Genomic DNA, 26,176 nt, shown 5'->3' on the forward strand with positions numbered 1-26,176 from the left:
ACTACTCCAAATTACTTGATAGTTTCGCTGTTAGACTTGAAGAAACGGACTTTTTTACCGTCTTCGAATCTAAAGCCTACACGGTCAGCCTTACCGGTAGCCGCATTGAAGATTGCAACGTTAGAAACCTGAATAGCAGCTTCTTTTTCAACGATGCCGCCTGGTTGGTTCAGGGCCGGAACCGGCTTCTGATGTTTCTTAACCAGGTTGATACCTTCAACGACGAGTTTGCCGGAAGACAGAACATTTTTTACTTTACCGCGTTTACCTTTATCTTTACCGGTTAACACGATAACTTCGTCATCACGACGGATTTTCGCTGCCATGATTCGCTCCTTAGAGTACTTCTGGTGCCAGAGAGATAATTTTCATGAACTTCTCAGTACGAAGTTCACGAGTTACCGGCCCAAAGATACGCGTGCCGATAGGCTGCTCGCTGTTATTGTTTAAAATAACGCATGCATTACCATCGAAGCGAATGACAGAACCGTCAGGGCGACGAACACCCTTCTTGGTGCGCACCACTACCGCCTTCAGCACATCACCTTTTTTGACCTTACCACGTGGAATTGCTTCCTTGATGGTGATCTTGATGATGTCGCCTACGCCTGCGTAGCGACGGTGCGAGCCACCCAGAACCTTGATACACATTACGCGACGTGCACCGGAGTTGTCGGCGACGTTCAGCATAGTCTGTTCTTGGATCATTTTAGTGCTCCGCTAATGTCAACTACTACCTGAGACTCTAAAATCAGAGCCGTTAAAAAGCCCCATATCGAGGGCGCGGCATTATAACACCGCTTCTGCAATATGGGTAGAAAAAATAAACGGCTCATCGCTGAGCCGTTTATTCGTATTGAGAATGCGTACTCTATTACAGAACCGCTTTCTCTACAACGCGAACCAGCGTCCAGGACTTAGTCTTGGACAGTGGACGGCATTCACGGATTTCAACCTTGTCGCCGATACCACATTCGTTGTTCTCGTCATGTACGTGCAGTTTGGTCGTACGCTTGATGAATTTACCGTAGATCGGGTGTTTCACAAAACGTTCGATAGCTACAACAATGGATTTCTCCATTTTATCGCTAACAACACGACCTTGCAGAGTACGGATTTTATCGGTCATTACGCACCCGCCTTCTGAGTCAGTAAAGTCTTAACGCGCGCAACATTGCGACGCACTTGCTTCAGCAGGTGAGTCTGTTGCAGCTGGCCACTTGCAGCCTGCATACGCAGGTTGAACTGCTCACGCAGCAGGTTCAGCAGCTCAGCGTTCAGCTCTTCAACGCTTTTTTCACGCAGCTCTTTTGCTTTCATTACATCACCGTCTTAGTTACAAAGGTGGTTTTGATAGGCAGTTTCGCTGCTGCCAGGCCGAAGGCTTCACGGGCCAGCTCTTCCGGAACACCGTCCATTTCATAAAGGACTTTGCCCGGTTGGATCAAGGCAACCCAGTACTCCACGTTACCTTTACCTTTACCCATACGAACTTCCAGTGGCTTCTCGGTGATCGGTTTGTCCGGGAATACACGGATCCAGATCTTACCTTGACGCTTAACTGCACGGGTCATTGCACGACGTGCTGCTTCGATCTGACGTGCAGTCAGACGACCACGGCCAACAGCTTTCAGACCGAAAGTGCCGAAGCTAACATCCGTACCCTGCGCCAGACCACGGTTGCGGCCTTTGTGCACTTTACGGAATTTTGTACGCTTTGGTTGTAACATCAGCGACGCTCCTTATTTACGGCCTTTACGCTGCTGCTTTTTAGGTTGAGCAGCCGGTTTTTCCGGTTGTTCAACAGCAGCCATACCACCCAGGATCTCACCTTTGAAGATCCATACCTTAACGCCGATTACACCGTAAGTGGTGTGCGCTTCAGAGGTGTTGTAGTCGATGTCAGCACGCAGAGTGTGCAGCGGTACGCGACCTTCGCGGTACCATTCGGTACGTGCGATTTCCGCGCCGCCCAGACGGCCGCTAACTTCAACTTTGATACCTTTAGCGCCCAGACGCATTGCGTTCTGTACAGCACGCTTCATAGCACGACGGAACATAACACGACGTTCCAGCTGAGAAGTGATGCTGTCAGCAACCAATTTAGCGTCCAGTTCAGGCTTACGAACTTCAGCGATATTGATCTGTGCAGGAACGCCAGCGATATCCGCTACGACCTTGCGCAGTTTTTCTACGTCTTCGCCTTTCTTACCGATAACGATGCCAGGGCGAGCAGTGTGAATAGTCACACGAATGCTCTTAGCTGGACGCTCGATAACGATACGAGATACAGACGCTTTAGCCAGTTCCTTAGTCAGGTACTGACGTACTTTAAAATCGCTGTCCAGGTTGTCAGCGAATTCTTTGGTGTTCGCAAACCAGGTAGAGTTCCATGGTTTTACAATACCCAGGCGAATACCATTAGGATGTACTTTCTGACCCATTGCTAGTCTCCAGAGTCTCAGCGATCGGACACAACCACAGTAATGTGGCTGGTGCGCTTCAGGATGCGATCTGCACGACCTTTCGCACGCGGCATAATGCGCTTCATGCTTGGGCCTTCATCTACGAAAATTTTCGCGACTTTCAGATCGTCGATGTCAGCGCCATCGTTGTGTTCAGCGTTAGCAATGGCAGATTCCAGTACTTTCTTGACCAATACCGCAGCTTTCTTGTTGGTATAGGTCAGGATGTCCAGGGCCTGCGACACTTTCTTACCGCGAATCAGGTCAGCAACAAGGCGAACCTTCTGTGCAGAAGAACGAGCATGGCGATGTTGAGCTAAAGTTTCCATCTCTTCCTCCTACCTTATTTCTTCTTCGCTTTTTTATCAGCAGCGTGGCCGCGATAAGTACGAGTCGGTGCGAATTCACCCAGTTTGTGACCAACCATTTCGTCGGTAACAAAGACTGGAACGTGCTGACGACCATTATGGACAGCGATGGTCAAACCGATCATGTTAGGAAAGATCGTTGAACGACGGGACCAAGTGCGCAGGGGCTTCTTGTCTCCGCTTTCCACCGCTTTCTCTACCTTCTTCAGCAAGTGCAGGTCAATAAAAGGACCTTTCTTGAGAGAACGTGGCATGGCTTATCCTCTAAAATTATTTGCTACGGCGACGTACGATAAATTTATCAGTACGCTTGTTGCTGCGGGTCTTCTTACCTTTGGTCTGAACGCCCCACGGAGTTACCGGGTGCTTACCAAAGTTACGACCTTCACCACCACCATGTGGGTGATCGACTGGGTTCATCGCAGTACCGCGAACGGTAGGACGAACACCACGCCAGCGTGCAGCACCAGCTTTACCCAGAACGCGCAGCATATGCTCAGCATTGCCAACTTCGCCCAGAGTAGCGCGGCAGTCTGCTTCGACTTTACGCATTTCACCAGAACGCAGACGCAGGGTGACATAAGCACCATCGCGCGCAACGATCTGAACGTAAGTACCAGCGGAACGCGCCAGCTGACCGCCTTTACCTGGTTTCATTTCTACGTTATGAACGGTAGAACCAACCGGGATATTGCGCATCGGCAGGGTGTTGCCTGCTTTGATTGCAGCATCAACGCCAGACTGAATCTGGTCGCCAGCTTTCAGGCCTTTAGGGGCCAGGATGTAACGGCGTTCGCCATCTTTGTACAGAACCAGCGCGATGTTCGCGGAACGGTTCGGATCGTACTCAAGACGCTCAACAACTGCTGGGATACCGTCTTTGTTGCGTTTGAAGTCAACAATACGATAAGCCTGCTTGTGGCCACCACCGATGTGACGAGTGGTGATACGGCCATTGTTGTTACGACCACCGGATTTGCTGTTTTTTTCCAGCAACGGAGCAAAAGGCTTGCCCTTGTGCAGCTCAGGGTTAACCACTTTAACTACGTGGCGACGACCCGGAGATGTCGGTTTACATTTAACAACTGCCATTGTATTACTCCTCCGACTTACTCAGCGCCGCCAACGAAGTCCAGGTTCTGGCCTTCTTTCAGGGTGACGTAAGCTTTTTTCCAGTCGCTACGACGACCGATACGCTGTCCGTGACGTTTAACTTTCCCTTTAACTACCAGGGTGTTAACGACTTCGACTTCGACTTCAAACAGTTTCTGCACAGCAGCTTTGATCTCTGCTTTGGTCGCGTCTTTAGCAACTTTGAGAACGATGGTGTTTGTTTTTTCCATCGCAGTAGACGCTTTTTCAGAAACGTGCGGTGCGCGCAGCACCTTCAGCAGACGTTCTTCACGAATCATGCCAGCATCTCCTCAACTTGCTTAACAGCATCAGCAGTCATTACGACTTTGTCGAAGGCGATCAGGCTAACCGGGTCGATACCAGTCGCGTCGCGTACGTCAACCTTGTGCAGGTTACGCGCGGCCAGGAACAGGTTCTCGTCCAGCTCACCGGTGATGATCAGCACATCTTCCAGAGCCATGTCTTTCAGTTTCTGTGCCAGCAGCTTAGTTTTAGGCGCTTCAACAGAGAACTTCTCGACAACGATCAGACGATCCTGACGTACCAGTTCGGACAGAATGCTTTTCAGCGCGCCGCGGTACATCTTTTTGTTAACTTTTTGACTGTGGTCCTGTGGACGCGCAGCGAAGGTCACGCCACCTGAACGCCAGATCGGGCTCTTGATAGAACCTGAACGCGCACGGCCGGTACCTTTCTGGCGCCATGGCTTTTTGCCAGAACCAGTTACTTCAGCACGAGTCTTCTGAGCACGAGTACCCTGACGAGCACCAGCTGCATAAGCAACAACAACCTGGTGAACCAGCGCTTCGTTGAAATCACGACCGAAGGTAGTTTCGGAAACAGTCAGCGCGCTCTGCGCGTCTTTCAATACTAATTCCATTGCTATCCCCTTACGCCTTCACAGCTGGTTTAACGATCAGGTCGCTACCGGTTGCACCCGGGACCGCACCTTTAACCAGCAGCAGGTTGCGCTCAGCGTCAACACGTACTACGTCCAGGCTCTGAACGGTTACACGTTCGTTACCCAGCTGACCTGCCATTTTCTTGCCTTTGAACACTTTGCCCGGAGTCTGGTTCTGACCGATAGAACCCGGAACACGGTGAGACAAGGAGTTACCGTGGGTAGCGTCCTGGGTACGGAAGTTCCAGCGCTTAACGGTACCAGCAAAACCTTTACCTTTAGAGGTACCGGTTACGTCAACTTTTTTAACGTCAGCAAACAGCTCAACGCTAATGTCCTGACCTACGGTGAACTCTTCGCCTTCAGCAAGACGGAATTCCCACAGACCACGGCCAGCTTCAACGCCAGCTTTAGCGAAGTGACCCGCTTCTGGTTTGGTTACACGGTTAGCTTTTTTAGCACCAGTGGTAACCTGAATAGCGCGGTAGCCATCGTTAGCCAGATCTTTAACCTGAGTAACGCGGTTTGCTTCAACTTCGATTACGGTTACTGGGATAGAAACGCCATCTTCAGTGAAGATGCGGGTCATACCCACTTTTTTACCGACTAAACCAATCATTGTTTCAACCTCTCAATCGCTCGATGACCTGATTAACCCAGGCTGATCTGCACGTCTACACCGGCAGCCAGATCCAGACGCATCAGAGCATCAACGGTTTTCTCAGTTGGCTCAACGATGTCAACCAGACGCTTGTGAGTGCGGATTTCGTACTGATCACGCGCATCTTTGTTAACGTGCGGAGAGATCAGAACGGTAAAGCGCTCTTTGCGGGTCGGCAGCGGGATCGGACCACGGACTTGCGCACCAGTGCGCTTAGCAGTCTCGACGATTTCCGCGGTTGATTGATCGATCAGACGATGATCAAACGCTTTAAGGCGGATACGGATTCTTTGGTTCTGCATGAGACCAGAGCTCCAATTATTTTATAAACGAAAATGATTACTCCTCAAACCCATTACGATTGATGGGAGAGTGTAACCGTTCTTACGTAGCTCCCCAATTGGGAGCATTGTTGAGTAACAAAGTGAGCTACTCTGGTTCAGATTGAACCCGCCGTCAATTACGACAAGCCCGCGCATTATACGTAAATCTGGACAAGACGCAAGTGCCGTTTAGAAATTAAGCGCTAAAGACGCACGATGCGTAAGGTCACGCACTTTTTTATGTAATCAATCCCTTCTCAAGGCTTTATCGGAAGCCGCTACGCAATTGCGGTTTTTGTAAATTGTCGGACATGCAGATTATGGCGAGTATGCGTGCAAACCCTTTTGAGGCCTTTTCCATGGTTATGACCCTCCCCTTTCTCCTGATCTATTTTTCACTAACGGCTTTCCTTATACGTGCAGACATTCGCACCGGGCTTCTTCCTGATAAATTTCTCTGCCCGCTGCTTTGGACGTGCCTGCTCTATCAGCTCTGTCTCCACCCTGATTTTCTGCCGAGTGCAGTGGTGGGTGCGATGGCGGGATATGCCGGGTTTGCCGCTGTCTATTGGGGCTATCGGCTACTCTGCCGGCGTGAAGGGATGGGCTACGGCGATATTAAATATCTGGCGGCGCTCGGCGCGTGGCATGGCTGGTGCGTACTGCCGATGCTGGCATTGGTAGCGGCACTGTTAGCGCTACTTTCCTTTCTGTGTCTCTCGTTGCTTACCCCTGACAAGCAGACATTAAAAAACCCGCTGCCTTTTGGGCCATTTCTGGCGACAGCGGGTTTATGCGTCGGTTGGGAAAACCTGATTAATTTTCCACTTTGATCTGAGACTGAAGATAGTTCTGTAGGCCAATTTTGCTGATGAGATCCAGTTCTGTTTCAAGCCAGTCGATGTGACCTTCTTCATCGGCCAGGATCTGGATCATCATGTCGCGGCTGACATAGTCATGGACGCTGTCCGCATAGGCGATAGCTTCACGCAGATCTTTCGCGCCCTCCAGTTCAAGCCGGAGGTCAGAACGCAGCATCTCTTCGACATCTTCTCCGATGCCCAGCTTTCCGAGATCCTGCAGGTTAGGAATGCCTTCAAGGAAGAGAATACGCTCGATGTATTTATCGGCGTGTTTCATCTCATCAATGGACTCATGGTATTCAACATCGTTGAGGCGAGTCAGTCCCCAGTTTTTGAACATTCTTGCATGGAGAAAATACTGATTGATTGCGACAAGCTCATTTCCCAATAATTTATTGAGATAACTTATGATTTTAACATCACCTTTCATTATATAGTCCCTCCGCTTCCACTCATTGAAGCGTAGAACGGGCTACAGGGATGTCAAAAAAAAGATGGTAGCTTACGCGATCTCTTTGAATTCCGGGATCTGCATCAATTCGTCCTGCATAATCTCACGCGCCGCGCGCACGCATTTACCGCATTGATTTCCCACCGGAACGAACTTGCGAAGCTGCTGAAAAGACTGTGGCTGAAACTGGCGAACGGCCTGACGAATTTTTTTGTCGCTTACACCATTACATAAACAAACGTACATAAAGACTCCCGTTCAAAATATGCGCAAAGTGTAAGTGAGAATGCTTATGATTACAATAGCACATACGCCTGTATGCGGCGCGGGAGGAGACAAAAAATGCGACATGCTGTGACAAGAAAAAGGGCACAAAAAAAAGGACGCCGAAGCGTCCTTTTTATTTCAGGGATAATTAATTAGCCCAGAACTTTAGCAACAACGCCCGCGCCAACGGTACGGCCGCCTTCACGGATTGCGAAACGCAGACCGTCGTCCATCGCGATTGGGTGGATCAGAGTCACAACCATCTTGATGTTGTCGCCTGGCATTACCATCTCTACGCCTTCTGGCAGTTCGATGGTACCGGTCACGTCAGTTGTACGGAAGTAGAACTGTGGACGGTAGCCTTTGAAGAACGGAGTATGACGGCCGCCTTCGTCTTTGGACAGAATGTACACTTCAGATTCGAACTTGGTGTGTGGCTTGATTGAGCCTGGCTTCGCCAGTACCTGACCACGTTCGATTTCTTCACGTTTGATACCACGCAGCAGAACACCTACGTTCTCACCAGCACGGCCTTCGTCCAGCAGTTTGCGGAACATTTCAACGCCAGTACAGGTAGACTTCGCAGTCTCTTTGATACCAACGATTTCAACTTCTTCACCAACTTTGATGATACCGCGCTCTACACGACCGGTAACAACGGTACCACGACCGGAGATGGAGAATACGTCTTCGATTGGCAGCAGGAATGGCTTGTCAATCGCACGCTCTGGTTCTGGGATGTAAGAATCCAGGTAGCCAGCCAGTTCGATGATTTTCTCTTCCCACTCTGCTTCGCCTTCCAGCGCTTTCAGCGCAGAACCACGAACGATTGGGGTATCGTCGCCTGGGAAATCGTACTGAGACAGCAGTTCACGAACTTCCATCTCTACCAGTTCCAGCAGCTCTTCGTCATCAACCATGTCGCATTTGTTCAGGAACACGATGATGTAAGGAACGCCTACCTGACGACCCAGCAGGATGTGCTCACGGGTCTGAGGCATTGGGCCGTCAGTCGCAGCAACAACCAGGATCGCGCCGTCCATCTGCGCAGCACCGGTGATCATGTTTTTAACATAGTCGGCGTGGCCTGGGCAGTCTACGTGCGCGTAGTGGCGAGTCGGGGTGTCATACTCAACGTGAGAGGTGTTGATGGTGATACCACGAGCTTTTTCTTCTGGTGCGTTATCGATCTGGTCGAAAGCACGAGCAGCACCGCCGTAGGTTTTAGCCAGTACGGTAGTGATTGCAGCAGTCAGGGTAGTTTTACCATGGTCAACGTGGCCGATAGTACCAACGTTGACGTGCGGTTTTGTACGTTCAAATTTTTCTTTAGACACGGCTATATTCCTTACTATAGTGCTCTCCCCTTCGGAGAGAGCACGGGACTTAGGTTTTAATCCTGTGGATTACTTACCACGGGCTTCGATAACGGCCTGAGCAACGTTGTTCGGCGCATCATCATACTTCAGGAATTCCATAGTGTATGATGCACGACCTTTGGTCAGAGAACGCAGCTGAGTTGCATATCCGAACATTTCAGACAGCGGAACTTCAGCGTGGATCTTAACGCCAGTTACTTCGGATTCCTGACCACGCAGCATACCGCGACGACGGCTCAAGTCACCGATAACGTCACCGGTGTTCTCTTCAGGAGTTTCTACTTCAACCTTCATGATTGGCTCAAGCAGAACTGGTTTTGCTTTCTTAAAGCCTTCTTTAAAGGCAATAGACGCAGCCAGTTTAAACGCCAGTTCAGAGGAGTCAACGTCGTGGTAAGAACCGAAGTGCAGACGAACACCCATGTCTACAACCGGGTAACCAGCCAGAGGACCAGCTTTCAGCTGCTCCTGGATACCTTTATCAACGGCAGGAATGTATTCGCCAGGAATTACACCACCTTTGATGTCGTTGATGAACTCGTAACCTTTAGGGTTAGAGCCCGGCTCCAGTGGGTACATGTCGATCACAACGTGACCGTACTGACCGCGACCACCAGACTGCTTAGCGTGTTTACCTTCAACATCGGTAACTTTCGCGCGAATCGCTTCGCGGTAAGCAACCTGAGGTTTACCCACGTTCGCTTCAACGTTGAATTCACGCTTCATACGGTCAACGATGATGTCCAGGTGCAGTTCACCCATACCGGCGATGATGGTCTGGTTAGATTCTTCATCAGTCCATACGCGGAATGATGGGTCTTCTTTCGCCAGACGGCCCAGAGCCAGACCCATTTTTTCCTGGTCAGCTTTGGTTTTTGGTTCAACCGCGATGGAGATTACCGGCTCAGGGAATTCCATACGCTCCAGAATGATCGGGTGATCCGGGTCACACAGGGTGTCACCAGTGGTCACGTCTTTCAGACCGATAGCTGCAGCGATGTCGCCCGCACGAACTTCTTTGATCTCTTCACGTTTGTTAGCGTGCATCTGTACGATACGGCCAAAACGTTCACGCGCCGCTTTCACGGAGTTCAGGATGGTGTCACCGGAGTTAACCACACCAGAGTAAACGCGGAAGAAGGTCAGGTTACCCACGAATGGGTCGGTAGCAATTTTGAACGCCAGTGCAGAGAATGGCTCGTCGTCGCTTGCGTGACGCTCAGCCGGAGTATCTTTACCGTCGTCCAGGATGCCGTTGATCGCAGGAACGTCAACCGGGGATGGCAGGTAGTCAACTACCGCATCCAGCATCGCCTGAACACCTTTGTTCTTGAACGCAGAACCACAGGTTACCAGGATGATTTCGTTGTTCAGAACGCGCTGACGCAGAGCAGATTTGATCTCTTGCTCAGACAGTTCTTCACCACCCAGGTATTTTTCCATCAGCTCTTCAGATGCTTCAGCCGCGGATTCGATCAGGTTCTGGTGCCATTCGTCAGCCAGGTCCTGCATCTCAGCCGGGATATCTTCGTATTCGAAGGTAACGCCTGCATCTGCTTCGTTCCAGTTGATGGCTTTCATTTTCACCAGGTCGATAACGCCGGTGAAGCCTTCTTCAGCACCAATTGCCAGCTGCAGCGGAACAGGGTTCGCGCCCAGACGGGTTTTGATCTGACCAACAACTTTCAGGAAGTTAGCACCCATACGGTCCATTTTGTTAACGAACGCGATGCGTGGAACTTTATATTTGTTTGCCTGACGCCATACGGTTTCAGACTGTGGCTGAACACCACCAACTGCGCAATAAACCATTACCGCGCCGTCAAGAACACGCATGGAACGTTCTACTTCGATGGTGAAGTCAACGTGCCCTGGGGTGTCGATGATGTTTACGCGATGCGGTTCGTACTGCTTAGCCATACCTGACCAGAATGCAGTAGTCGCTGCGGAGGTGATAGTAATACCACGCTCCTGCTCCTGTTCCATCCAGTCCATGGTGGCTGCGCCGTCATGAACTTCACCGATTTTATGGTTTACACCGGTGTAGAACAGAATACGTTCGGTAGTAGTGGTTTTACCGGCGTCGATGTGCGCACTGATACCGATGTTACGGTAGCGTGCGATGGGTGTTGTACGAGCCATTTGATTCCTCGTTTATATCTTTAGGCGTTCAGTTAAGTTACCCAGAGCGGGCGGCTTCTCTGAAGCGCCCGCCTGGTGACTACGACTCCGAAGGGATTACCAACGGTAGTGTGCGAACGCCTTGTTGGCTTCTGCCATACGGTGAACGTCTTCACGTTTCTTAACTGCAGTACCTTTGTTTTCTGCAGCATCAGAAAGTTCGTTCGCCAGACGCAGAGCCATGGATTTATCACCGCGTTTACGAGCAGCTTCAACGATCCAACGCATTGCCAGAGCATTACGACGAACCGGACGAACTTCAACTGGAACCTGATAAGTAGAACCACCAACGCGGCGAGACTTAACTTCTACAGTCGGGCGCACGTTGTCGAGAGCGACTTCGAAAGCTTCCAGTTCATTTTTACCAGAACGCTGAGCCAGGGTCTCCAGCGCGCTGTATACGATTGCTTCTGCAGTAGATTTTTTACCATCTACCATCAGGATATTTACAAATTTTGCCAGCAGTTCTGATCCGAATTTCGGATCTGGAAGAATTTTACGCTGACCAATGACGCGACGACGTGGCATGGGATTACTCCGTTGTTAATTCAGGATTGTCCAAAACTCTACGAGTTTAGTTTGACATTAAGATAAATCAGTTTGGCCTTACTTAACGGAGAACCATTAAGCCTTAGGACGCTTCACGCCGTACTTGGAGCGAGCCTGCTTACGGTCTTTAACACCTGAGCAGTCCAGCGCACCACGAACGGTGTGGTAACGAACACCCGGAAGGTCTTTAACACGACCGCCACGGATCAGGATCACGGAGTGCTCCTGCAGGTTGTGACCTTCACCACCGATGTAGGAAGTCACTTCGAAACCGTTAGTCAAACGCACACGGCATACTTTACGCAGTGCGGAGTTTGGTTTTTTAGGAGTGGTGGTATATACACGAGTACATACACCACGTTTCTGCGGGCAGGCTTCCAGCGCAGGCACGTTGCTTTTTGCAACTTTGCGTGCACGTGGTTTGCGTACCAGCTGGTTAACTGTTGCCATTAAATAGCTCCTGGTTTTAGCTTTTGCTTCGTAAACACGTAATAAAACGACCTCATACAATATGAGGACGCGAAATTTTAGGGCTACGTCGAAAAGGTGTCAAGAAATATACAGCGATCTCAAATCACCAGTTCATTTGACTGGCGTGCGTCACAGTAAGATTGACGAAATCAGTATAGCCAACCACGTCAATTTTGGCTGAAATTTGACCAGAAAGACCCCGCGCATCCAGATCGTCCTTCAGCGCAGAGACTGTTATGGGGGCATTACTGAGGATTTCAACAAAACGGCTGCCCTCAAGCGCCGCCAGCACGCCGTCCTGAATCAGCAGCAGATCGTCGCCTTCGCACAGCATGCTCAGTAAGGTGTCGATATCGCATTGCCACGGTGAACGGCTCAGGGTATGGAGCATGACAGCCTCAGAAAGTCAGAACGGTATCGTAGTGAGAGAGATGTTCGCGCAGGGTGCCGGATGCAAGGATCGTCACGTCCAGCACGAATGCCGTTTTCTCGTTTAACCCCCGCGCCGCCAGCGAGTCGGCGCACACGTAGAAGGTTTCAATGTCATAGAGCGGCAGCACTTTAAACGTCGCGATGTAATCGCGCGCAAGAATAGCCTGCGGTTGTTGACCCGCCAGAAGCTGGAATACGCCATCGCCCAAAAAGAACACGCCGATGTCTTCCGTCAATGCCGACGTCGCGAGCAATGCATCCAGCCCTTCCCGACCTGACGCGCTGCCATGCGGCGCAGAAGTAAAAACAAACGCTACGCGCTTCATCAGAATTGTACCACCCTGTCGCAGGTCAGCGCAGCCTGTGCTAAGGCGCCTAAGCCGCTGAGCGAAAAGCCCGGCTGCAGGTTAGCCCCCGACAGACCGAGGCGTTCGGCTTCGGCCGCATCCGCTACGCCGCGCCGCAGTGCCGCCGCCACGCAGATGTGCAGCTCAACGCCCTGCGTCTCGTTTAATTTTTGCCAGGCGCGTACAAGGTCAAACTCATCGCTCGCCGGAGACGTAAACTGGTTCGCGTTATAGACCCCTTCACGATAGAAAAAGACGCTTGCCAGTTCATGACCGGCCTCAAGCAGGGCATGGGCAAACTGGAGCGCGCTGCTGGCCTGCTGGGTGCCGTACGCCGGGCCCGTCACCATTAACGCAAAACGCATTACTTCTCTTGCCCCAGGAAGTCGCCGCTTTTGAACTGGCGAATATAGAGGTAAACCGTGTGCTTAGAGATGTTAAGACGATCGGCCACCTGGTTGATGGCATCTTTGATATCAAAAATCCCTTTCTCATAGAGGTTCAGCACGATCTGACGATTCTTGGCGTTGTTGGATACGTTGCGATCGGCATTCACCTCTTCGATGGTGAACTCCAGCGTCTGGGTCACAAGGTCTTCAACAGAAGAAGCAAAGTTCACCGACGAGCCTACGTCCGGCGTTTCTGGCGGAACGAAGGTACTCATGATTTGGGAGAATGGCACATCAAGGTTCATGTTGATGCACAGCAGGCCGATAACTCGCTGATCGCGGTTACGGATTGCGATAGTTTCAGACTTCATCAGCACGCCGCTTTTGGCGCGGGTGAAATAGCATTTTGAGACACTGCTGTCCGCGCCGGTCATGTCATGCAACATACGCAATGCAAGGTCGGTGATTGGCGAACCAATTTTACGGCCAGTGTGCTCACCATTCGCAATGCGGATAGCGGAACACTTAAGATCTTGCAGGGAATGCAATACGATTTCGCAGTGGGAACCAATGAGCATCGCTAACCCGTCCACTACCGCTTCGTAGGATTTCAGAATATCGAAGTCGGTCTGGTCAAATGGACGTTGATCCAGCAAATCAAGTTCACTGGTTTCGTTGGTTAAAAGCGACCTGGACATGAAAAAAACACTCCTTTTCAGGAGCCTGTCGTTAGGTTTTCAGGGCAGGCTCATTATCTACACGGACAACTAAATTAATACAGCGCGTATAACGCTTTCCAGTGTTAATTATATCTGCCCCACAATAAAAAAAACCGCCGCCTGAAAGGCGGCGGTTTTTTTCAGCATTACTTCTTCGCTGCTGCGGCTTTGTCGTCAGCCGGTGCGTCTGTTTTCGCATCCGCTTTCGGTGCCGGTTTGATGTCCAGCAGTTCTACATCAAATACCAGCGTGGAGTTAGCCGGGATCCCCGGAACGCCCGTTTTGCCGTAAGCCAGATCCGGTGGGATAACCAGCTTGATTTTACCGCCTTTCTTGATGTTCTTCAGGCCTTCAGTCCAGCCCGGGATCACACCGTCCAGACGGAAGGAGAGAGGCTCACCGCGCGTGTAGGAGTTGTCGAACTCCTTACCGTCGATCAGCGTACCTTTGTAGTTAACGACAACGGTGTCGCTGTCTTTAGGCGCGCTACCGGTACCTTCTTTCTCAACTTTATAGATCAGGCCAGTAGAGGAGGTTTTAACGCCTTTCTCTTTAGCAAACGTATCGCGGTAGGCTTTGCCTTTCGCTTCATTTTCTTTAGCGTCAGCTTCCATCTTGGTCTGAGCGGCGCCTTTCACGCGCGCTTCAAACGCCTGCAGAGTCTGCTCGATTTCCTGGTCAGACAGTTTGCTCTTGTCTGCGAACGCATCCTGAACACCTGCGATCAGCTGGTTTTTATCCAGTTTGATGCCCAGCTTCTCTTGTTCTTTCAGAGAGTTTTCCATGTAGCGACCCAGAGACGCGCCCAGTGCGTAGGCGGATTTCTGGTCGTCATTTTTGAATGCCGCTTTGCTGTCTGTAGTCGCAGCAGGCTTCGCAGCAGTATCAGCAGCGAAAGACAGCGGCGCGTTGAGCGCTACAGCCATGGTGGTCGCCAGCAGCGTAACTTTAAACAGTGATTTCATCCATATCTCCAGGACCTGAGGTCTCTCACCCCAGTGTTAAACGTAAATGAGTGACGTACTATAAAACGTTGTGGAAGAAATCTACAGACAGACTCCCCCGAATGTCTCTTCTTTTCAGACTATTTTTGTTTAAATAAGTTTCTTGTCAGGGAGATGGATACTGTACTTAAGGGAAAAGTCAGCTAAACTTCGCCGCCGCAGGCCCCCTGATGGCCCATGAGAGATGAACGAGGTGAATGATGAAGGATACAATGATGGAAGCGAGACTGGCTGAGCTGGAAAGCCGCCTGGCTTTTCAGGACATCACCATCGAAGAGCTAAACCAGACCGTGACGGCACATGAGCTTGAAATGGCAAAACTGCGGGATCATATGCGCCTGCTGACGGAAAAGCTGAAGGCGACGCAGCCGTCGAACATTGCCTCACAGTCTGAAGAGACGCCACCACCTCACTATTGAGGCGTAAAAAAAGCGGGATTATCCCGCTTTTTTATTTTCCGTCTTACGGAATTAGTGGCAACCGCAGCCGCCGTTACCGCAACCACCTTTACCGTGGTCGTGACCATGGTCGTGGCCGTGACCACCGCAGCAGCCATCGTGGCCGTGTTCGTGATCGTGGTCGTGACCGTGCGCACCGTGAACGTGGCCGTGAGCCAGCTCTTCTTCGGTTGCTTCGCGGATGGCAACAACTTCTACGTTGAACTTCAGGTTCTGGCCAGCCAGCATGTGGTTGCCGTCAACCACAACGTGGTCGTCTTCAACTTCAGTGATTTCAACCGGAACCGGCCCCTGGTCGGTTTCAGCCAGGAAGCGCATGCCAACCTGCAGCTCGTCAACGCCCATAAACACGTCTTTAGGAACGCGCTGAACCAGGTTGTCATCATACTGGCCGTAAGCGTCGTTCGCGCCCACAGCTACGTCAAATTTGTCGCCAACTTCATGACCTTCCAGCGCAGTTTCCAGGCCGGAAATCAGGGAACCGTGACCATGCAGGTAGTCCAGCGGCGCACTCACCGGAGACTCATCAACCAACACACCGTCTTCTGTACGTACCTGATAGGCCAGGCTGACCACCAGGTCTTTTGCTACTTTCATGATATCTCCTGAGCGTGGGAAAATTGCTGGCGCAGATTGTAGCGGAAATCTGCACCCGTGTACCCTTAAGCTTAAAAAAACTCAGAGCATATCGCTAGTCTGGATGAAAAATGCCGATCACTTGCTCTTCTTTGCGAACGTGATCGCGGGCTTCTTTGTCGGCCTCACGCATCTGGTGTCCGCACTTAACGCATTCAACTATATCGATATTATTTTCGCGCCACATGGCCAGCGTATCCTGTGCCTGGCAGGACGGACATTTTGCGCCCGCGATAAAGCGTTTACGTACAGCCATCTTTCGTTACCCTTTATTCAAATTCATCCCAGCCGTCGAGCTGGCGTCGTTCCTGCTGCATCTCGCGCTGGAAGATCTCCTCCAGTTCGCGGCGCGCTTCCCGCACGCGGGAGATCTGCGCCGTATCGCTGTGCACAGGCATCAGTTCACGCAGCATTCGCATATCCAGCCGGCGGAAATGCATCTGGGCGCGTTGCGCCTGGTGAGGATGCATCCCTAGCGAGATAAGCGCCTTACGACCCAGCTCCAGCGCGCTGGAGAAGGTTTCACGGGAGAAGTGTTTCACACCTGCCTGTAAAAGTTCGTGAGCTTCAACACGTCCGCGGGCCCGCGCCAGAATATGCAGATGCGGGAAATGCTGCTGGCACAGCTCCACCAGCTTCATCGTGTCTTCCGGGTCGTTACAGGTGATGACGATAGACTCCGCGGCCTCCGCGCCCGCCGAGCGCAGCAGTTCAAGCTGGGTCGCGTCGCCGTAATACACCTTATAGCCATATTTGCGCATCAGGTTGACCGCGCTGATATCGCGCTCCAGCACCGTGATGCGCATTTTGTTCGCCATCAGCAGTCGCCCGATCACCTGACCGAAGCGGCCAAAGCCCACGACGATCACCTGCGGTTTATCGTCTTCTACCCACGGCGCTTCGTCTTCATCGTCTGCCGGGTTCAGGCGGCGCGACAGCAGTTTGTCCACCAGCTTCATCAACAGCGGCGTGGTCATCATCGACAGGGTCACCGTCACCAGCAGCAGCGCCATCTGGTCATCCTTGAACAGCTTTTGTGACGACGCGGTAGAAAAGAGCACGAACGCAAACTCTCCGCCCTGGCTTAACACGCTGGCAAACTGCATTCTTTCCGAACTGCGCAGGCCATAAATCCTCGCCAGGACATACAGCACCAGCGCTTTCACCGCCACCAGCACCGCCACGCTCATCACTACCCACAGAAGATGGGTATAGAGCACGCCAAGGTTGAGCGCCATGCCCACCGAAATAAAGAACAGCCCTAACAGCAGCCCCTTGAACGGATCGATGGCCGTCTCCAGCTCGTGCCGGTACTCGCTTTCCGCAAGCAACACCCCGGCGATAAACGTACCGAGCGCCATCGACAGGCCCAGCGCATCCATAAACAGCGCCGAGCCGAGCACCAGCAGCAGCGTTGCGGCGGTAAATACCTCGCGCACGCCGGATGCGGCAATAAAGCGGAACACCGGACGCAGTAAAAACCGTCCGCCGATCAGCATGCCCGCGAAGGCCAGCACCTTCATGGAGATTTTCATCCAGTCGAAATGATCGTCCCCGGAGCCTGCCAGCAGCGGCACCAGCGCCAGCGCCGGGATCACCGCTAAATCCTGAAACAGCAGCACCGAAAAGCCCAGCTGCCCCGCCTCGTTGCGGTTCATTCCCTTATCGCGCATCAGCTGTAGCGCCATCGCCGTCGACGACATCGCAAGCCCTATCCCGCCAATCGCCGCGGCCTGCCAGGAAAACTGCGTCAGCATCAGCAGGCCCGCGAGAATGGCGGCGCTGAACAATACCTGCGCCGCCCCGACGCCAAAAATGGATTGCCGCAGCTGCCACAGCTTAGCGGGGTTCAGCTCAAGCCCGATGATGAACATCAGGAATACCACGCCCAGTTCGGAGAAGTGGAGTATTTCATCCACATCGCTGATAAACCCAAGCCCCCAGGGGCCTATGGCAATCCCCGCCAGCAGGTAGCCCAGCACCGCGCCAATGCCAAGCCGTGCGGCAAGCGGTACCGCGACAACCGCGGCAAATAAAAACAGCACGCCGGCAAGGAGTAAATTCGAACCGTCCATTAACGTCCTCCCGCCGGAATCGGTGATGCCAGCCATTCGCCATAGGCTCTGGCGTGGCTCGCCAGCGCCTTCGGATCCTGCCGCCGCGCCCAGTAGACGATAATCGGGCTCATCCAGTGCATGCGGCACATCGCTGCCGTCAGCTCGAACGGCCGCAGGATATCGCTCATGGGATAACGGTTCAGCCCGTCATGGCGGTAAGCGCTCTCCGGCTCACCGGTGGTAATGACGCTCCGCCAGTACTTTCCCGCCAGCTGGTTGCCTCCCACCCCGCTGGAAAAGCCCCGGCTCAGCACGCGGTCCAGCCACTCTTTCATCAGCGCCGGACAGCTATAGGTATAAAGCGGATGCTGGAACACGATGACGTCATGCTGACGCAGCAGCTCCTGCTCGTAAGGAATGTCGATAAAGAAATCTGGATAGTGCGCGTAGAGATCGTGCACCGTTACGTTGCTGAGCTGTGTGGCCGGCTTAAGCAGTACCCGGTTCGCCACCGAGTCCTGTGATTCCGGATGGGCATACAGCAGCAGCACTTTCGCTGTCTGAGACATCACTCCCCTCCCGGTTCTGTTTTTGTGTATTGTTGTCGTTTTGGGCTACCATGGCGGCCCGGTGGGGAAAATGGCCCACACCTTACATTATCATAATGACAAATTAACATAGTCGGAACATACGGCGCTTCTATGATTGTTTTCTCCTCGTTACAAATTCGTCGCGGCGTGCGCGTCCTGCTGGATAACGCGACTGCTACCATCAACCCGGGCCAGAAAGTTGGGCTGGTCGGCAAAAACGGCTGCGGTAAATCCACCCTGCTGGCGCTGCTGAAAAACGAGATAAGCGCGGATGGCGGGAACTTTACCTTCCCGGGCAACTGGCAGCTCGCCTGGGTGAACCAGGAGACGCCCGCGCTGAGCGAGCCCGCGCTCGACTATGTTATCGACGGCGACCGCGAATACCGCAGGCTGGAGGCGGAGCTCAACACCGCCAACGAGCGCAACGACGGTCACGCCATCGCGACCGTCCACGGCAAGCTCGACGCCATCGACGCCTGGACCATTCGCTCCCGCGCCTCCAGCCTGCTGCACGGTCTGGGCTTCAGCAACGAACAGCTTGAGCGCCCGGTCAGCGACTTCTCGGGCGGCTGGCGTATGCGCCTTAACCTGGCGCAGGCGCTGATCTGCCGCTCTGACCTGCTGCTGCTCGATGAACCGACCAACCACCTCGATCTCGATGCGGTTATTTGGCTGGAGAAGTGGCTTAAGAGCTATCAGGGCACTCTGATTCTGATCTCCCACGACCGCGACTTCCTCGACCCGGTGGTGGATAAAATCATTCATATCGAACAGCAAAGCATGTTCGAGTACACCGGTAACTACAGCTCGTTCGAGCGCCAGCGCGCGACGCGCCTCGCCCAGCAGCAGGCGATGTATGAAAGCCAGCAGCAGCGCGTAGCGCACCTGCAGAGCTTTGTGGATCGCTTCAAGGCCAAAGCGTCAAAAGCCAAGCAGGCCCAGAGCCGCATCAAGATGCTGGAACGCATGGAGATGATCGCTCCGGCGCACGTGGATAACCCGTTCCACTTCAGCTTCCGCGCGCCGGAAAGCCTGCCGAACCCGCTGCTGAAGATGGAAAAAGTGAGCGCGGGCTATGGCGATCGCATTATTCTCGACTCCATCAAGCTCAACCTGGTACCGGGCTCGCGTATCGGCCTGCTGGGGCGCAACGGCGCCGGTAAATCAACGCTCATCAAACTGCTGGCGGGCGAGCTTAACCCGGTCAGCGGCGAAATCGGGCTGGCGAAGGGCATCAAGCTTGGCTACTTCGCCCAGCATCAGCTGGAATTTTTACGCGCCGATGAATCTCCCATTCAGCACCTGGCGCGCCTGGCGCCGCAGGAGATGGAGCAGAAGCTGCGCGACTACCTTGGCGGCTTCGGCTTCCAGGGGGATAAGGTCACCGAAAATACCGCGCGTTTCTCCGGCGGTGAAAAAGCCCGCCTGGTGCTGGCGCTGATCGTCTGGCAGCGTCCGAACCTGCTGCTGCTCGATGAACCTACAAACCACCTGGATCTCGACATGCGTCAGGCGCTGACCGAAGCGCTGATTGAGTTCGAAGGCGCGCTGGTTGTCGTTTCGCACGATCGCCACCTGATCCGCTCCACCACCGACGATCTCTATCTGGTGCACGGCGGCAAGGTGGAGCCGTTTGACGGCGATCTGGAGGATTACCAGCAGTGGCTGACGGACGTGCAGAAGCAGGAAAACCAGCCGGAAGAAGCGGCGAAAGACAACGCCAACAGCGCCCAGGCGCGTAAAGACCAGAAGCGCCGCGAGGCCGAGCTGCGCACCCAGACTCAGCCGCTGCGTAAAGAGATTGCCCGTCTTGAAAAAGAGATGGAAAAGCTCAACGCCACGCTCGCTACCGTTGAAGAGAAGCTGGGCGACAGCGAACTGTATGACCAGAGCCGTAAAGCCGAACTGACCGACTGCCTGCAAACCCAGGCGAAAGCCAAATCCAGCCTCGAAGCGTGTGAGATGGCCTGGCTGGACGCGCAGGAACAGCTGGAAGCCATGCTGCAGGCCGACTAACACGCCGGGAGGGTTATGCGTTTCGATACTACGAGCGAGATTACATTCCGCAAGCTCAGCATCTTCATGACGTTTATGGAGAAGGGCAATATCGCGCGTACCGCCGAAACGCTGGGCCTGAGCGGCGTCAGCGTACACCGGGCGCTGCATACCCTGGAAGAGAATGTCCGCTGCCCCCTCTTTACCCACAAAGGGCGTAACCTGATTGCCCTTCCCTCGGCGTGGACGCTGCTGGAGTATTGCCAGGAAGTAATGCAGGTGATGGAGCGCGGGCTGGAAGAGTCGCGCAAGGTCGCCGGCATCGGTCAGGGCCGGTTACGCGTCGGCACGCTCTACTCGCTGACGCTGGAAACCGTGCCGCGCCTGATAATGGGTATGAAGCTGCGCCGTCCGGATCTGGAAATGGATCTAACCATGGGCTCCAACGAAACGTTGCTGCACATGCTGGACGACGGCACGCTGGACGCCATTTTAATCTCCATCTCCGAGAGCGATATCGACCGCAACAGCCTCGAAGTGCTGCCCCTGTTCCACGACGATATTTTCCTTGCCGCGCCTGCCTCTGCCACGCTCGATACCAGCGGCCCCGCCGATCTGCGCGACTATAAAGACCGCAAGTTTGTTGCCCTCGCGGAAGGGTTTGCCACGTATGCGGGGTTTCAGGAGGCGTTTCATATCGCCGGATTCGAACCGGAGATTGTGACGCGCGTGAACGACATCTTTTCGATGCTGAGCCTGGTGCAGGCGGGGGTTGGCTTTACGCTGATGCCGGGCAGGATGAAGAAGGTGTACGAAAATTCGGTGCAGCTGCTGAAGCTGGCGCAGCCGTACCAGATGCAGCAGCTGATTGCGATCGTCTTTGCCCGCAACCGCGAGCAGGATCCGAGCCTGCGGGCATTAGCCGCCGAGGGGCGGATGTATGCGCGTAGCCTGCAGGAGGATGCGTGACGTATTGCCCGGCCGCGCCTTGCCGGGCAAAAACTTACCGCTGAAGCCGTCCCGCCAGATGCACCGCCACGTCCACGCCGCTGCGCTCCAGCGAAATTGACTCCCCTTCCCACGAAGCCTGTCGCGTCAGGCAGGTCAGCACGCCGCCGGGAGGCATTTCAATCGCCAGCCTTGCGTCACGCTCGTTAGCCGAAATCACCGCTTCCTGCCAGCGCACGGTGCGCGCCATGTTCATCACCAGATCGTCGGCAATGCTTTCCGGCTGCCAAAGCACGCGCCCGGTGCTGCCGCTCAGGTACGTGCAGCGCGGGCGTGAAAGCGTGACCGAGCTAAACGCCGCCGCCAGCTTCTGCGCCGGCTCCGCCAGCAGCTCGCAGTGCGACGGCACGCTAACGGCCAGCCGCTTCGCTTTGCTCGCGCCTTTTTCCAGGGCGCGTTTTGCCACCAGCGCCATCCCTTCATCGGATCCGGCAATGACGATCTGCGTTTCGGCATTCAGGTTGGCAATGTACGTTCCGCTACCTTCGATAAGCTGTTCCACCTGCGGCAGGGTTAAGCCCATGATTGCCGTCAGGCCGTAGCCGTGCGGCCAGGCCTGTTCCATCAGATCGCCGCGCAGCGCCACCAGCTTCAGCGCGTCCGTAAATTCCAGCGCGCCCGCCACCACCGCCGCGGGATAAGCGCCAATCGATAAACCGCTAACGATGTCAGGCGACACGCCGCGTCGCTCCAGCTCGCGCGCCCACGACACGCCGGCAATTAACAGCGAAAGCTGCACCGCGCGGGTGTGGGTTAACGAGGCTGCGCTGTCCAGGGTATCAACTTCCGCACCCAGCACGTCACGAGCCTGTTCCAGCTCCGTACCCGGCAGGTTTTGCAGCATACCTTCATGCTGCGTGCCCTGGCCCGGAAAAGTAAACAGTATTTTCATCACTCCTCCCTGCGCCATGGATCTGCCACCAGGCGTGGCCCACGGCGGGTTTTCAGCAGCGTTTTACCGTCGCGCAGCCACTCCGCCAGCGCGAATCCGCCTTCCGGCGTATCCACCTGCGTATCCGCCCGGCACAGCGCGCGCCCGAGCTGAAGCTGCCAGCCAGCAAAAGCGTCAGGGGAAACGGCGTGCGGAGCGCGGATCAGCAGGTCGAGATCGCTGTCGGCATGGATCACCGGAATACCGGTCGCCAGCGCGTAGCCGGTGCTGCCGGTAATGCCCCACGTCCACGGCCACGACTGCTGAGCAAGCTGAAGCGCCACCTGTACCGGCGGCTGGGTTACAAACGGCGAACGCAGCAGATCGGCGGTGACGCACAGGTCTTCAGGTGAAACCACGCGCAGCACGTTCCCGGGCTTCACCCATCCGGCCGCCCGCTGGTCGCGGCGCAGTCCGCGCACGCCAACGGGAATACGGCCGTCGTTATCAACATCACGCCGTACCACCACCGGCAGGCCGGCATGCCAGGCAGATTCAACCCAGGATTCGGTAATACCTTCCAGCGCGTCGCGCGAGGTAAGCCAGATGAGGTCGTGGGGGCGTAATGTTGTGGTCATAATTACATTCCTGAAGTCAGCGAGATAAACAGCGGCAGCGACAGGATACACAGTACGGAGCTTAACAGCAGCACGGCTTCTGCATCCGGCGACTGCACGCCAAAGCGGTTACCGAACACCACGCCGAAGAAGCCCGCGGACAGCGCAATCATCAGGATGGCGGTGATCGCCACGGAGCCGTGCAGACCGAAGATTAAAACGATACCCCAGGCAATCGCCGGCTGGATCAGCAGCTTGGCGATGGTGGAGGTGATCACCATAGTGTTGATCTGGAGCTTACGGGCAGAGAGGATCACGCCGGTCAGGAACAGCGCCGCCGCGGTCGCGGACAGCCCCAGCGGTTTAATTGCTGCCAGCACCAGTTCCGGCATTTTGATGCCGATAGCGGACAGGATCACACCCAGCAGCGGGCCCATCACGATCGGTTTTTTTATGGAGCGCCACATCAGCACCGGCAGCATGGAGAGCGTTGAGCCGGAGCTATTGCCCTCGGCGCGCGCTTTTTCACGCTCCAGAATAAGCAGGCAGAACGGGGTCATCAGCACGGAACCGCAGGCGATAGAGACCGCAACGGACAGTGAGGTGGAAGAACTTTCGCCCAGCACGCTGCCCAGAATCGGCAGGCCAAGCGCCGCATAGTTTGGCAGCGCGACGGTGAGCGTCAGCACGGCCGCATCCTGCGGGGATTTTTTAAATACTTTCGTCGCGAGGAAGTAGATAGCCGCATAGGTGATCCACATCGCCAGCGTCAGCACCAGGATCAGCGGCGACTGCGCCACGATGCCGGTCCACGGGGTTTGCACGGTGGCGCTAAACAGCGCGGCCGGAAGCGCAAAATCCATGACGAAAATATTCAGCAGGGAAACATTTTTGTTATCGACCATCTTTGCCTTACCGGCCCAGAATCCCAGCAGCATGATGACGAAAATCGGTGCAAGAGCATGAACAATTACGTAAGTCATAAATCACCTGTAGTAAAAAAGTTTAAGCACTGACGCGATGTTTATTATTTTCAGGATGCAGACACCCACGCGGGCGCAGCGTGCGTGCCCACGGGGTGTTGCATCTGGCAGGTCTCTTTTTACTTACCAGCTGGCTCGCATACGTTCGCGTACGAGCGCCGAGCTGCGGCGGTTGTCAGCACCCAGACGGCTTTTCAGCGTGGTGTCCTGACGAGCGTCACTGATGGCCTGTTGCAGGGTGGTTTTCACCAGCGTCAGATCGTTATCGGATGGGGCATCCGGGTTGCTGATATCCAGCAGGTCGGAAAGCAGCCCCAGCGTGGCGTAGTTGCTGATGTCGTACGCCATTGGCGGAATGGTTGCCGCCAGTTTTTCCAGCGCGTCGACGGTACGCAGCGTAATGCGCGCCGCAGACTCTTTGCCCATCGCGTGGATCAGCACGCCCTTATCGTTAAAGGCAATCAGACGGTTAGCCTGGTAGCCGTGCGCCAGAAACGCGCCGGACATTGCCTTACCGACGATAAGACCAATCACCGGATGACCCGCCAGACGCGCGTTGGCGTAGGCGGCCGCGGCTCCCGCGAGCGCCTGGTGGATACCAAACGCCTCTTCGCGACGGCCATAGGCCTGGCTTGGGACGTCGATCACCGCCACAATCGGGCGCTTAACGGCTTTATCAGCATCTGCCGCTACGGTTTCGCTGACCACTTTTGCCAGCGTCCAGCCTTCCAGCAGACCTACTTCCCCTTTCGCCGCGCGCGGGAAGTGGTTGTTGGCATCCGGCACCACGGCGACAAAACGCACCGTTTCACCGTTCAGCTCGCCGTCTGCCGCCTGCACGGACGGGCACAGCCCCTCAATACGTTTGGCGTTCGGGGCGAGCGTTTCCAGCCAGCGTTCGCCACGGCTTATTGCGTTATTCATCATTTCACCTCCCGGGCAAAAAGCGCTTTAATCTGTTCGGCATCGGCCTGCTTGCGGGTGTCGAAATTCGTCAGACGGTTCAGGTAATCGTCATAGTTATCGGTGCGATGCTTCGCCGGTACGCCTTTCGCGATGGCCTCGTTCATCGCGGCTTTCACCGCGTTCACGCCGTCGCCTACCAGCGCGTCCACCAGCCCGCTTTCATAGCGCACTTCGCCGCCGGTCATGCTCCAGATAAACGGACGGTCGCGGGAGTCGTACTCTTCAATGCCCGCTTCCTGCTCGATAACCTGCGGGCCGTTGAGGCCGAGACGCGCTTCGCGGGTCACAATCAGGTAGCTGCACAGCGCCGCGGCGATAGACATCCCGCCGAAGCAGCCCACGGTTCCGGCCACAATCCCGACGACCGGGGTATAACGACGCAGGTCAACGATCGCGGCGTGGATATCGGCAATTGCCGCCAGGCCAAGGTTCGCTTCCTGCAGGCGCACGCCGCCGGTTTCGAGGCACAGTACCGCCTGCGTTGGAATGCCGTTGCGGTTATCTTCCGCCGCCAGCTCCAGCGCCGCCGCCATTTTGGCGCCGGAAACTTCGCCCATGCTGCCGCCCTGGAAGGTACCTTCAATCGCCACGACTACCGCTGGCTGGCCGTTGATGGTCCCTTTCGCGACCACCATGCCGTCATCGGCCTGCGGAACAATCCCCTGTGGCCCAAGCCACGGAGAGATAATGCCTTCAAACGGATCCAGCAGTTCGCGGTAGCTGCCCTCGTCGAGCAGCGCCTGCGCACGCTGGCGCGCTTTTAATTCGATAAAGCTGCTGTCATCACGCATGGCTCACCCCTTCAAACACCTGTTCAATACGAATGCGCGCCACGCCCGGCGTCGCGCCGAAGTCGTGGATGGTCAGTTTGCCTGCGGGCAGGCTGCTGACGGTTTCCAGGCGGCTGAACAACGCCTCCCAGCGTCCGCGGCTGTTGTCGACGGAGGTGGTGATATCAACGGTCAAGGTCTGGCCCGGTTCGGCGGTGAAGAGCACCTCCATATCCCCGGAGCCGACGACGCCTGCCAGCGCCCTGCCGCTTACTTCGCGGCGGGCGGGCACGGTCAATGTAATTTTTTCCATAACATCCT

At 54.6% G+C, this 26,176-nt stretch carries 38 protein-coding genes; 4 read left to right on the plus strand and 34 right to left on the minus strand.

Going from position 1 to position 26,176, the window contains the following annotated elements; genetic code table 11:
• Positions 1 to 11: 11 nt before the first annotated feature.
• The 13 genes from rplX to rpsJ all read right to left on the minus strand — a co-directional run bounded on the left by rplX (position 12) and on the right by rpsJ (position 5,831).
• The gene (gene rplX / locus OWK27_RS21400; protein ID WP_003863287.1) at positions 12 to 326 is read right to left on the minus strand and encodes a 50S ribosomal protein L24; all 315 of its coding nucleotides are present in this window, start codon (positions 324 to 326) and stop codon (positions 12 to 14) included.
• A gap of 10 nt (positions 327 to 336) precedes the next feature.
• Positions 337 to 708 (minus strand): 50S ribosomal protein L14, encoded by a 372-nt coding sequence (gene rplN / locus OWK27_RS21405; RefSeq protein WP_002919748.1) that lies wholly within the window; start codon positions 706 to 708, stop codon positions 337 to 339.
• 166 nt (positions 709 to 874) lie between these two features.
• Positions 875 to 1,129 carry a 30S ribosomal protein S17 gene (gene rpsQ / locus OWK27_RS21410; protein ID WP_002438707.1) on the minus strand — a complete coding sequence of 85 codons (255 nt, stop codon included), beginning with the start codon at positions 1,127 to 1,129 and terminating at the stop codon, positions 875 to 877.
• Positions 1,129 to 1,320 (minus strand): 50S ribosomal protein L29, encoded by a 192-nt coding sequence (rpmC, locus tag OWK27_RS21415; RefSeq protein ID WP_003863282.1) that lies wholly within the window; start codon positions 1,318 to 1,320, stop codon positions 1,129 to 1,131. Before rpmC ends, rpsQ begins: the two co-directional genes overlap by 1 nt.
• Positions 1,320 to 1,730: a 50S ribosomal protein L16 gene (gene rplP / locus OWK27_RS21420; protein WP_002919759.1), complete on the minus strand. Its 411-nt coding sequence runs from the start codon at positions 1,728 to 1,730 to the stop codon at positions 1,320 to 1,322. The genes rpmC and rplP overlap by 1 nt, the downstream gene beginning before the upstream one ends.
• 12 nt (positions 1,731 to 1,742) lie before the next feature.
• Positions 1,743 to 2,444 carry a 30S ribosomal protein S3 gene (rpsC, locus tag OWK27_RS21425; protein ID WP_000529945.1) on the minus strand — a complete coding sequence of 234 codons (702 nt, stop codon included), beginning with the start codon at positions 2,442 to 2,444 and terminating at the stop codon, positions 1,743 to 1,745.
• Positions 2,445 to 2,461: 17 nt separating this feature from the next.
• A complete protein-coding gene (rplV, locus tag OWK27_RS21430; protein WP_002919773.1) occupies positions 2,462 to 2,794 on the minus strand; it encodes a 50S ribosomal protein L22 in 333 nt (110 codons plus the stop codon).
• 14 nt (positions 2,795 to 2,808) lie between these two features.
• Positions 2,809 to 3,087, minus strand: coding sequence for a 30S ribosomal protein S19 (rpsS, locus tag OWK27_RS21435; RefSeq protein ID WP_001138117.1), 279 nt, complete (start codon positions 3,085 to 3,087; stop codon positions 2,809 to 2,811).
• Between the two features lie 16 nt (positions 3,088 to 3,103).
• Complete coding sequence (gene rplB, locus OWK27_RS21440) at positions 3,104 to 3,925, minus strand: 50S ribosomal protein L2 (protein WP_000301859.1); 822 nt, start codon at positions 3,923 to 3,925, stop codon at positions 3,104 to 3,106.
• A gap of 17 nt (positions 3,926 to 3,942) precedes the next feature.
• Entirely contained in the window at positions 3,943 to 4,245 is a 303-nt protein-coding gene (rplW, locus tag OWK27_RS21445; RefSeq protein ID WP_000617546.1) for a 50S ribosomal protein L23, read from the minus strand.
• Positions 4,242 to 4,847 carry a 50S ribosomal protein L4 gene (gene rplD / locus OWK27_RS21450; protein WP_000424395.1) on the minus strand — a complete coding sequence of 202 codons (606 nt, stop codon included), beginning with the start codon at positions 4,845 to 4,847 and terminating at the stop codon, positions 4,242 to 4,244. Before rplD ends, rplW begins: the two co-directional genes overlap by 4 nt.
• A 10-nt stretch (positions 4,848 to 4,857) precedes the next feature.
• Positions 4,858 to 5,487 (minus strand): 50S ribosomal protein L3, encoded by a 630-nt coding sequence (gene rplC / locus OWK27_RS21455; RefSeq protein ID WP_003863274.1) that lies wholly within the window; start codon positions 5,485 to 5,487, stop codon positions 4,858 to 4,860.
• A gap of 32 nt (positions 5,488 to 5,519) precedes the next feature.
• Positions 5,520 to 5,831: a 30S ribosomal protein S10 gene (rpsJ, locus tag OWK27_RS21460; protein WP_001181005.1), complete on the minus strand. Its 312-nt coding sequence runs from the start codon at positions 5,829 to 5,831 to the stop codon at positions 5,520 to 5,522.
• A 380-nt stretch (positions 5,832 to 6,211) separates the two neighbouring features.
• Between rpsJ and OWK27_RS21465 the strand changes: the two genes are divergently transcribed.
• A complete protein-coding gene (locus OWK27_RS21465) occupies positions 6,212 to 6,685 on the plus strand; it encodes a prepilin peptidase (protein ID WP_267591194.1) in 474 nt (157 codons plus the stop codon).
• Here the strand turns inward: OWK27_RS21465 and bfr are convergent.
• The 11 genes from bfr to fkpA form a co-directional block, all read right to left on the minus strand.
• Positions 6,669 to 7,145, minus strand: coding sequence for a bacterioferritin (gene bfr / locus OWK27_RS21470; RefSeq protein ID WP_028014636.1), 477 nt, complete (start codon positions 7,143 to 7,145; stop codon positions 6,669 to 6,671). The two genes, OWK27_RS21465 and bfr, sit on opposite strands and share 17 nt — an antisense overlap.
• Before the next feature lie 72 nt (positions 7,146 to 7,217).
• On the minus strand, positions 7,218 to 7,412 hold the full coding sequence (gene bfd, locus OWK27_RS21475; RefSeq protein WP_003863268.1) for a bacterioferritin-associated ferredoxin: 195 nt from the start codon (positions 7,410 to 7,412) through the stop codon (positions 7,218 to 7,220).
• 173 nt (positions 7,413 to 7,585) lie between these two features.
• Positions 7,586 to 8,770: an elongation factor Tu gene (tuf, locus tag OWK27_RS21480; RefSeq protein WP_022651945.1), complete on the minus strand. Its 1,185-nt coding sequence runs from the start codon at positions 8,768 to 8,770 to the stop codon at positions 7,586 to 7,588.
• Between the two features lie 69 nt (positions 8,771 to 8,839).
• Positions 8,840 to 10,954, minus strand: coding sequence for an elongation factor G (fusA, locus tag OWK27_RS21485; RefSeq protein WP_006812195.1), 2,115 nt, complete (start codon positions 10,952 to 10,954; stop codon positions 8,840 to 8,842).
• A gap of 96 nt (positions 10,955 to 11,050) precedes the next feature.
• The gene (gene rpsG / locus OWK27_RS21490; protein WP_003861706.1) at positions 11,051 to 11,521 is read right to left on the minus strand and encodes a 30S ribosomal protein S7; all 471 of its coding nucleotides are present in this window, start codon (positions 11,519 to 11,521) and stop codon (positions 11,051 to 11,053) included.
• A 96-nt stretch (positions 11,522 to 11,617) separates the two neighbouring features.
• Complete coding sequence (gene rpsL, locus OWK27_RS21495) at positions 11,618 to 11,992, minus strand: 30S ribosomal protein S12 (protein WP_000246815.1); 375 nt, start codon at positions 11,990 to 11,992, stop codon at positions 11,618 to 11,620.
• 124 nt (positions 11,993 to 12,116) lie between these two features.
• A complete protein-coding gene (gene tusB / locus OWK27_RS21500; RefSeq protein ID WP_148422607.1) occupies positions 12,117 to 12,404 on the minus strand; it encodes a sulfurtransferase complex subunit TusB in 288 nt (95 codons plus the stop codon).
• Between the two features lie 7 nt (positions 12,405 to 12,411).
• Complete coding sequence (gene tusC / locus OWK27_RS21505; protein ID WP_148422606.1) at positions 12,412 to 12,771, minus strand: sulfurtransferase complex subunit TusC; 360 nt, start codon at positions 12,769 to 12,771, stop codon at positions 12,412 to 12,414.
• Complete coding sequence (gene tusD / locus OWK27_RS21510; RefSeq protein WP_148422605.1) at positions 12,771 to 13,157, minus strand: sulfurtransferase complex subunit TusD; 387 nt, start codon at positions 13,155 to 13,157, stop codon at positions 12,771 to 12,773. Before tusD ends, tusC begins: the two co-directional genes overlap by 1 nt.
• A complete protein-coding gene (locus OWK27_RS21515) occupies positions 13,157 to 13,879 on the minus strand; it encodes a helix-turn-helix transcriptional regulator (RefSeq protein ID WP_148422604.1) in 723 nt (240 codons plus the stop codon). The genes tusD and OWK27_RS21515 overlap by 1 nt, the downstream gene beginning before the upstream one ends.
• Positions 13,880 to 14,046: 167 nt before the next feature.
• Positions 14,047 to 14,865: an FKBP-type peptidyl-prolyl cis-trans isomerase gene (fkpA, locus tag OWK27_RS21520; protein WP_148422603.1), complete on the minus strand. Its 819-nt coding sequence runs from the start codon at positions 14,863 to 14,865 to the stop codon at positions 14,047 to 14,049.
• 239 nt (positions 14,866 to 15,104) lie between these two features.
• Here fkpA and OWK27_RS21525 point away from each other — a divergent pair, with 239 nt between their 5' ends.
• Complete coding sequence (locus OWK27_RS21525) at positions 15,105 to 15,323, plus strand: protein SlyX (RefSeq protein ID WP_148422610.1); 219 nt, start codon at positions 15,105 to 15,107, stop codon at positions 15,321 to 15,323.
• Positions 15,324 to 15,374: 51 nt separating this feature from the next.
• Here the strand turns inward: OWK27_RS21525 and slyD are convergent, their stop codons facing one another.
• The 4 genes from slyD to kefG form a co-directional block, all read right to left on the minus strand.
• Positions 15,375 to 15,959, minus strand: coding sequence for a peptidylprolyl isomerase (gene slyD / locus OWK27_RS21530; RefSeq protein WP_148422602.1), 585 nt, complete (start codon positions 15,957 to 15,959; stop codon positions 15,375 to 15,377).
• Positions 15,960 to 16,053: 94 nt separating this feature from the next.
• Complete coding sequence (locus tag OWK27_RS21535; protein ID WP_003861689.1) at positions 16,054 to 16,254, minus strand: YheV family putative zinc ribbon protein; 201 nt, start codon at positions 16,252 to 16,254, stop codon at positions 16,054 to 16,056.
• 13 nt (positions 16,255 to 16,267) lie between these two features.
• Complete coding sequence (kefB, locus tag OWK27_RS21540; protein ID WP_242173935.1) at positions 16,268 to 18,073, minus strand: glutathione-regulated potassium-efflux system protein KefB; 1,806 nt, start codon at positions 18,071 to 18,073, stop codon at positions 16,268 to 16,270.
• Complete coding sequence (gene kefG, locus OWK27_RS21545) at positions 18,073 to 18,624, minus strand: glutathione-regulated potassium-efflux system ancillary protein KefG (protein WP_176609337.1); 552 nt, start codon at positions 18,622 to 18,624, stop codon at positions 18,073 to 18,075. The genes kefB and kefG overlap by 1 nt, the downstream gene beginning before the upstream one ends.
• Before the next feature lie 132 nt (positions 18,625 to 18,756).
• Here kefG and OWK27_RS21550 point away from each other — a divergent pair, with 132 nt between their 5' ends.
• Positions 18,757 to 20,661, plus strand: coding sequence for an ABC transporter ATP-binding protein (locus tag OWK27_RS21550; protein ID WP_267591195.1), 1,905 nt, complete (start codon positions 18,757 to 18,759; stop codon positions 20,659 to 20,661).
• Between the two features lie 15 nt (positions 20,662 to 20,676).
• The gene (locus OWK27_RS21555; RefSeq protein WP_242173938.1) at positions 20,677 to 21,609 is read left to right on the plus strand and encodes a LysR substrate-binding domain-containing protein; all 933 of its coding nucleotides are present in this window, start codon (positions 20,677 to 20,679) and stop codon (positions 21,607 to 21,609) included.
• A gap of 34 nt (positions 21,610 to 21,643) precedes the next feature.
• Here the strand turns inward: OWK27_RS21555 and mdcH are convergent, their stop codons facing one another.
• The 6 genes from mdcH to mdcC form a co-directional block, all read right to left on the minus strand.
• Positions 21,644 to 22,540: a malonate decarboxylase subunit epsilon gene (gene mdcH, locus OWK27_RS21560; RefSeq protein ID WP_267591196.1), complete on the minus strand. Its 897-nt coding sequence runs from the start codon at positions 22,538 to 22,540 to the stop codon at positions 21,644 to 21,646.
• Complete coding sequence (locus OWK27_RS21565; RefSeq protein ID WP_242173941.1) at positions 22,540 to 23,157, minus strand: malonate decarboxylase holo-ACP synthase; 618 nt, start codon at positions 23,155 to 23,157, stop codon at positions 22,540 to 22,542. The genes mdcH and OWK27_RS21565 overlap by 1 nt, the downstream gene beginning before the upstream one ends.
• 2 nt (positions 23,158 to 23,159) lie before the next feature.
• Positions 23,160 to 24,119 carry an AEC family transporter gene (locus tag OWK27_RS21570; RefSeq protein ID WP_242173944.1) on the minus strand — a complete coding sequence of 320 codons (960 nt, stop codon included), beginning with the start codon at positions 24,117 to 24,119 and terminating at the stop codon, positions 23,160 to 23,162.
• Positions 24,120 to 24,242: 123 nt separating this feature from the next.
• Positions 24,243 to 25,043, minus strand: a complete 801-nt coding sequence (gene mdcE, locus OWK27_RS21575; protein ID WP_200035631.1) for a biotin-independent malonate decarboxylase subunit gamma — start codon at positions 25,041 to 25,043, stop codon at positions 24,243 to 24,245.
• Complete coding sequence (locus OWK27_RS21580; RefSeq protein WP_148422594.1) at positions 25,043 to 25,876, minus strand: biotin-independent malonate decarboxylase subunit beta; 834 nt, start codon at positions 25,874 to 25,876, stop codon at positions 25,043 to 25,045. Before OWK27_RS21580 ends, mdcE begins: the two co-directional genes overlap by 1 nt.
• Positions 25,869 to 26,168, minus strand: a complete 300-nt coding sequence (gene mdcC, locus OWK27_RS21585; protein WP_042286285.1) for a malonate decarboxylase acyl carrier protein — start codon at positions 26,166 to 26,168, stop codon at positions 25,869 to 25,871. The genes OWK27_RS21580 and mdcC overlap by 8 nt, the downstream gene beginning before the upstream one ends.
• Between the last annotated feature and the right edge of the window lie 8 nt (positions 26,169 to 26,176).

Source organism: Enterobacter cloacae complex sp. 2022EL-00788, assembly GCF_026627565.1.
GTDB lineage: Bacteria > Pseudomonadota > Gammaproteobacteria > Enterobacterales > Enterobacteriaceae > Enterobacter > Enterobacter pasteurii.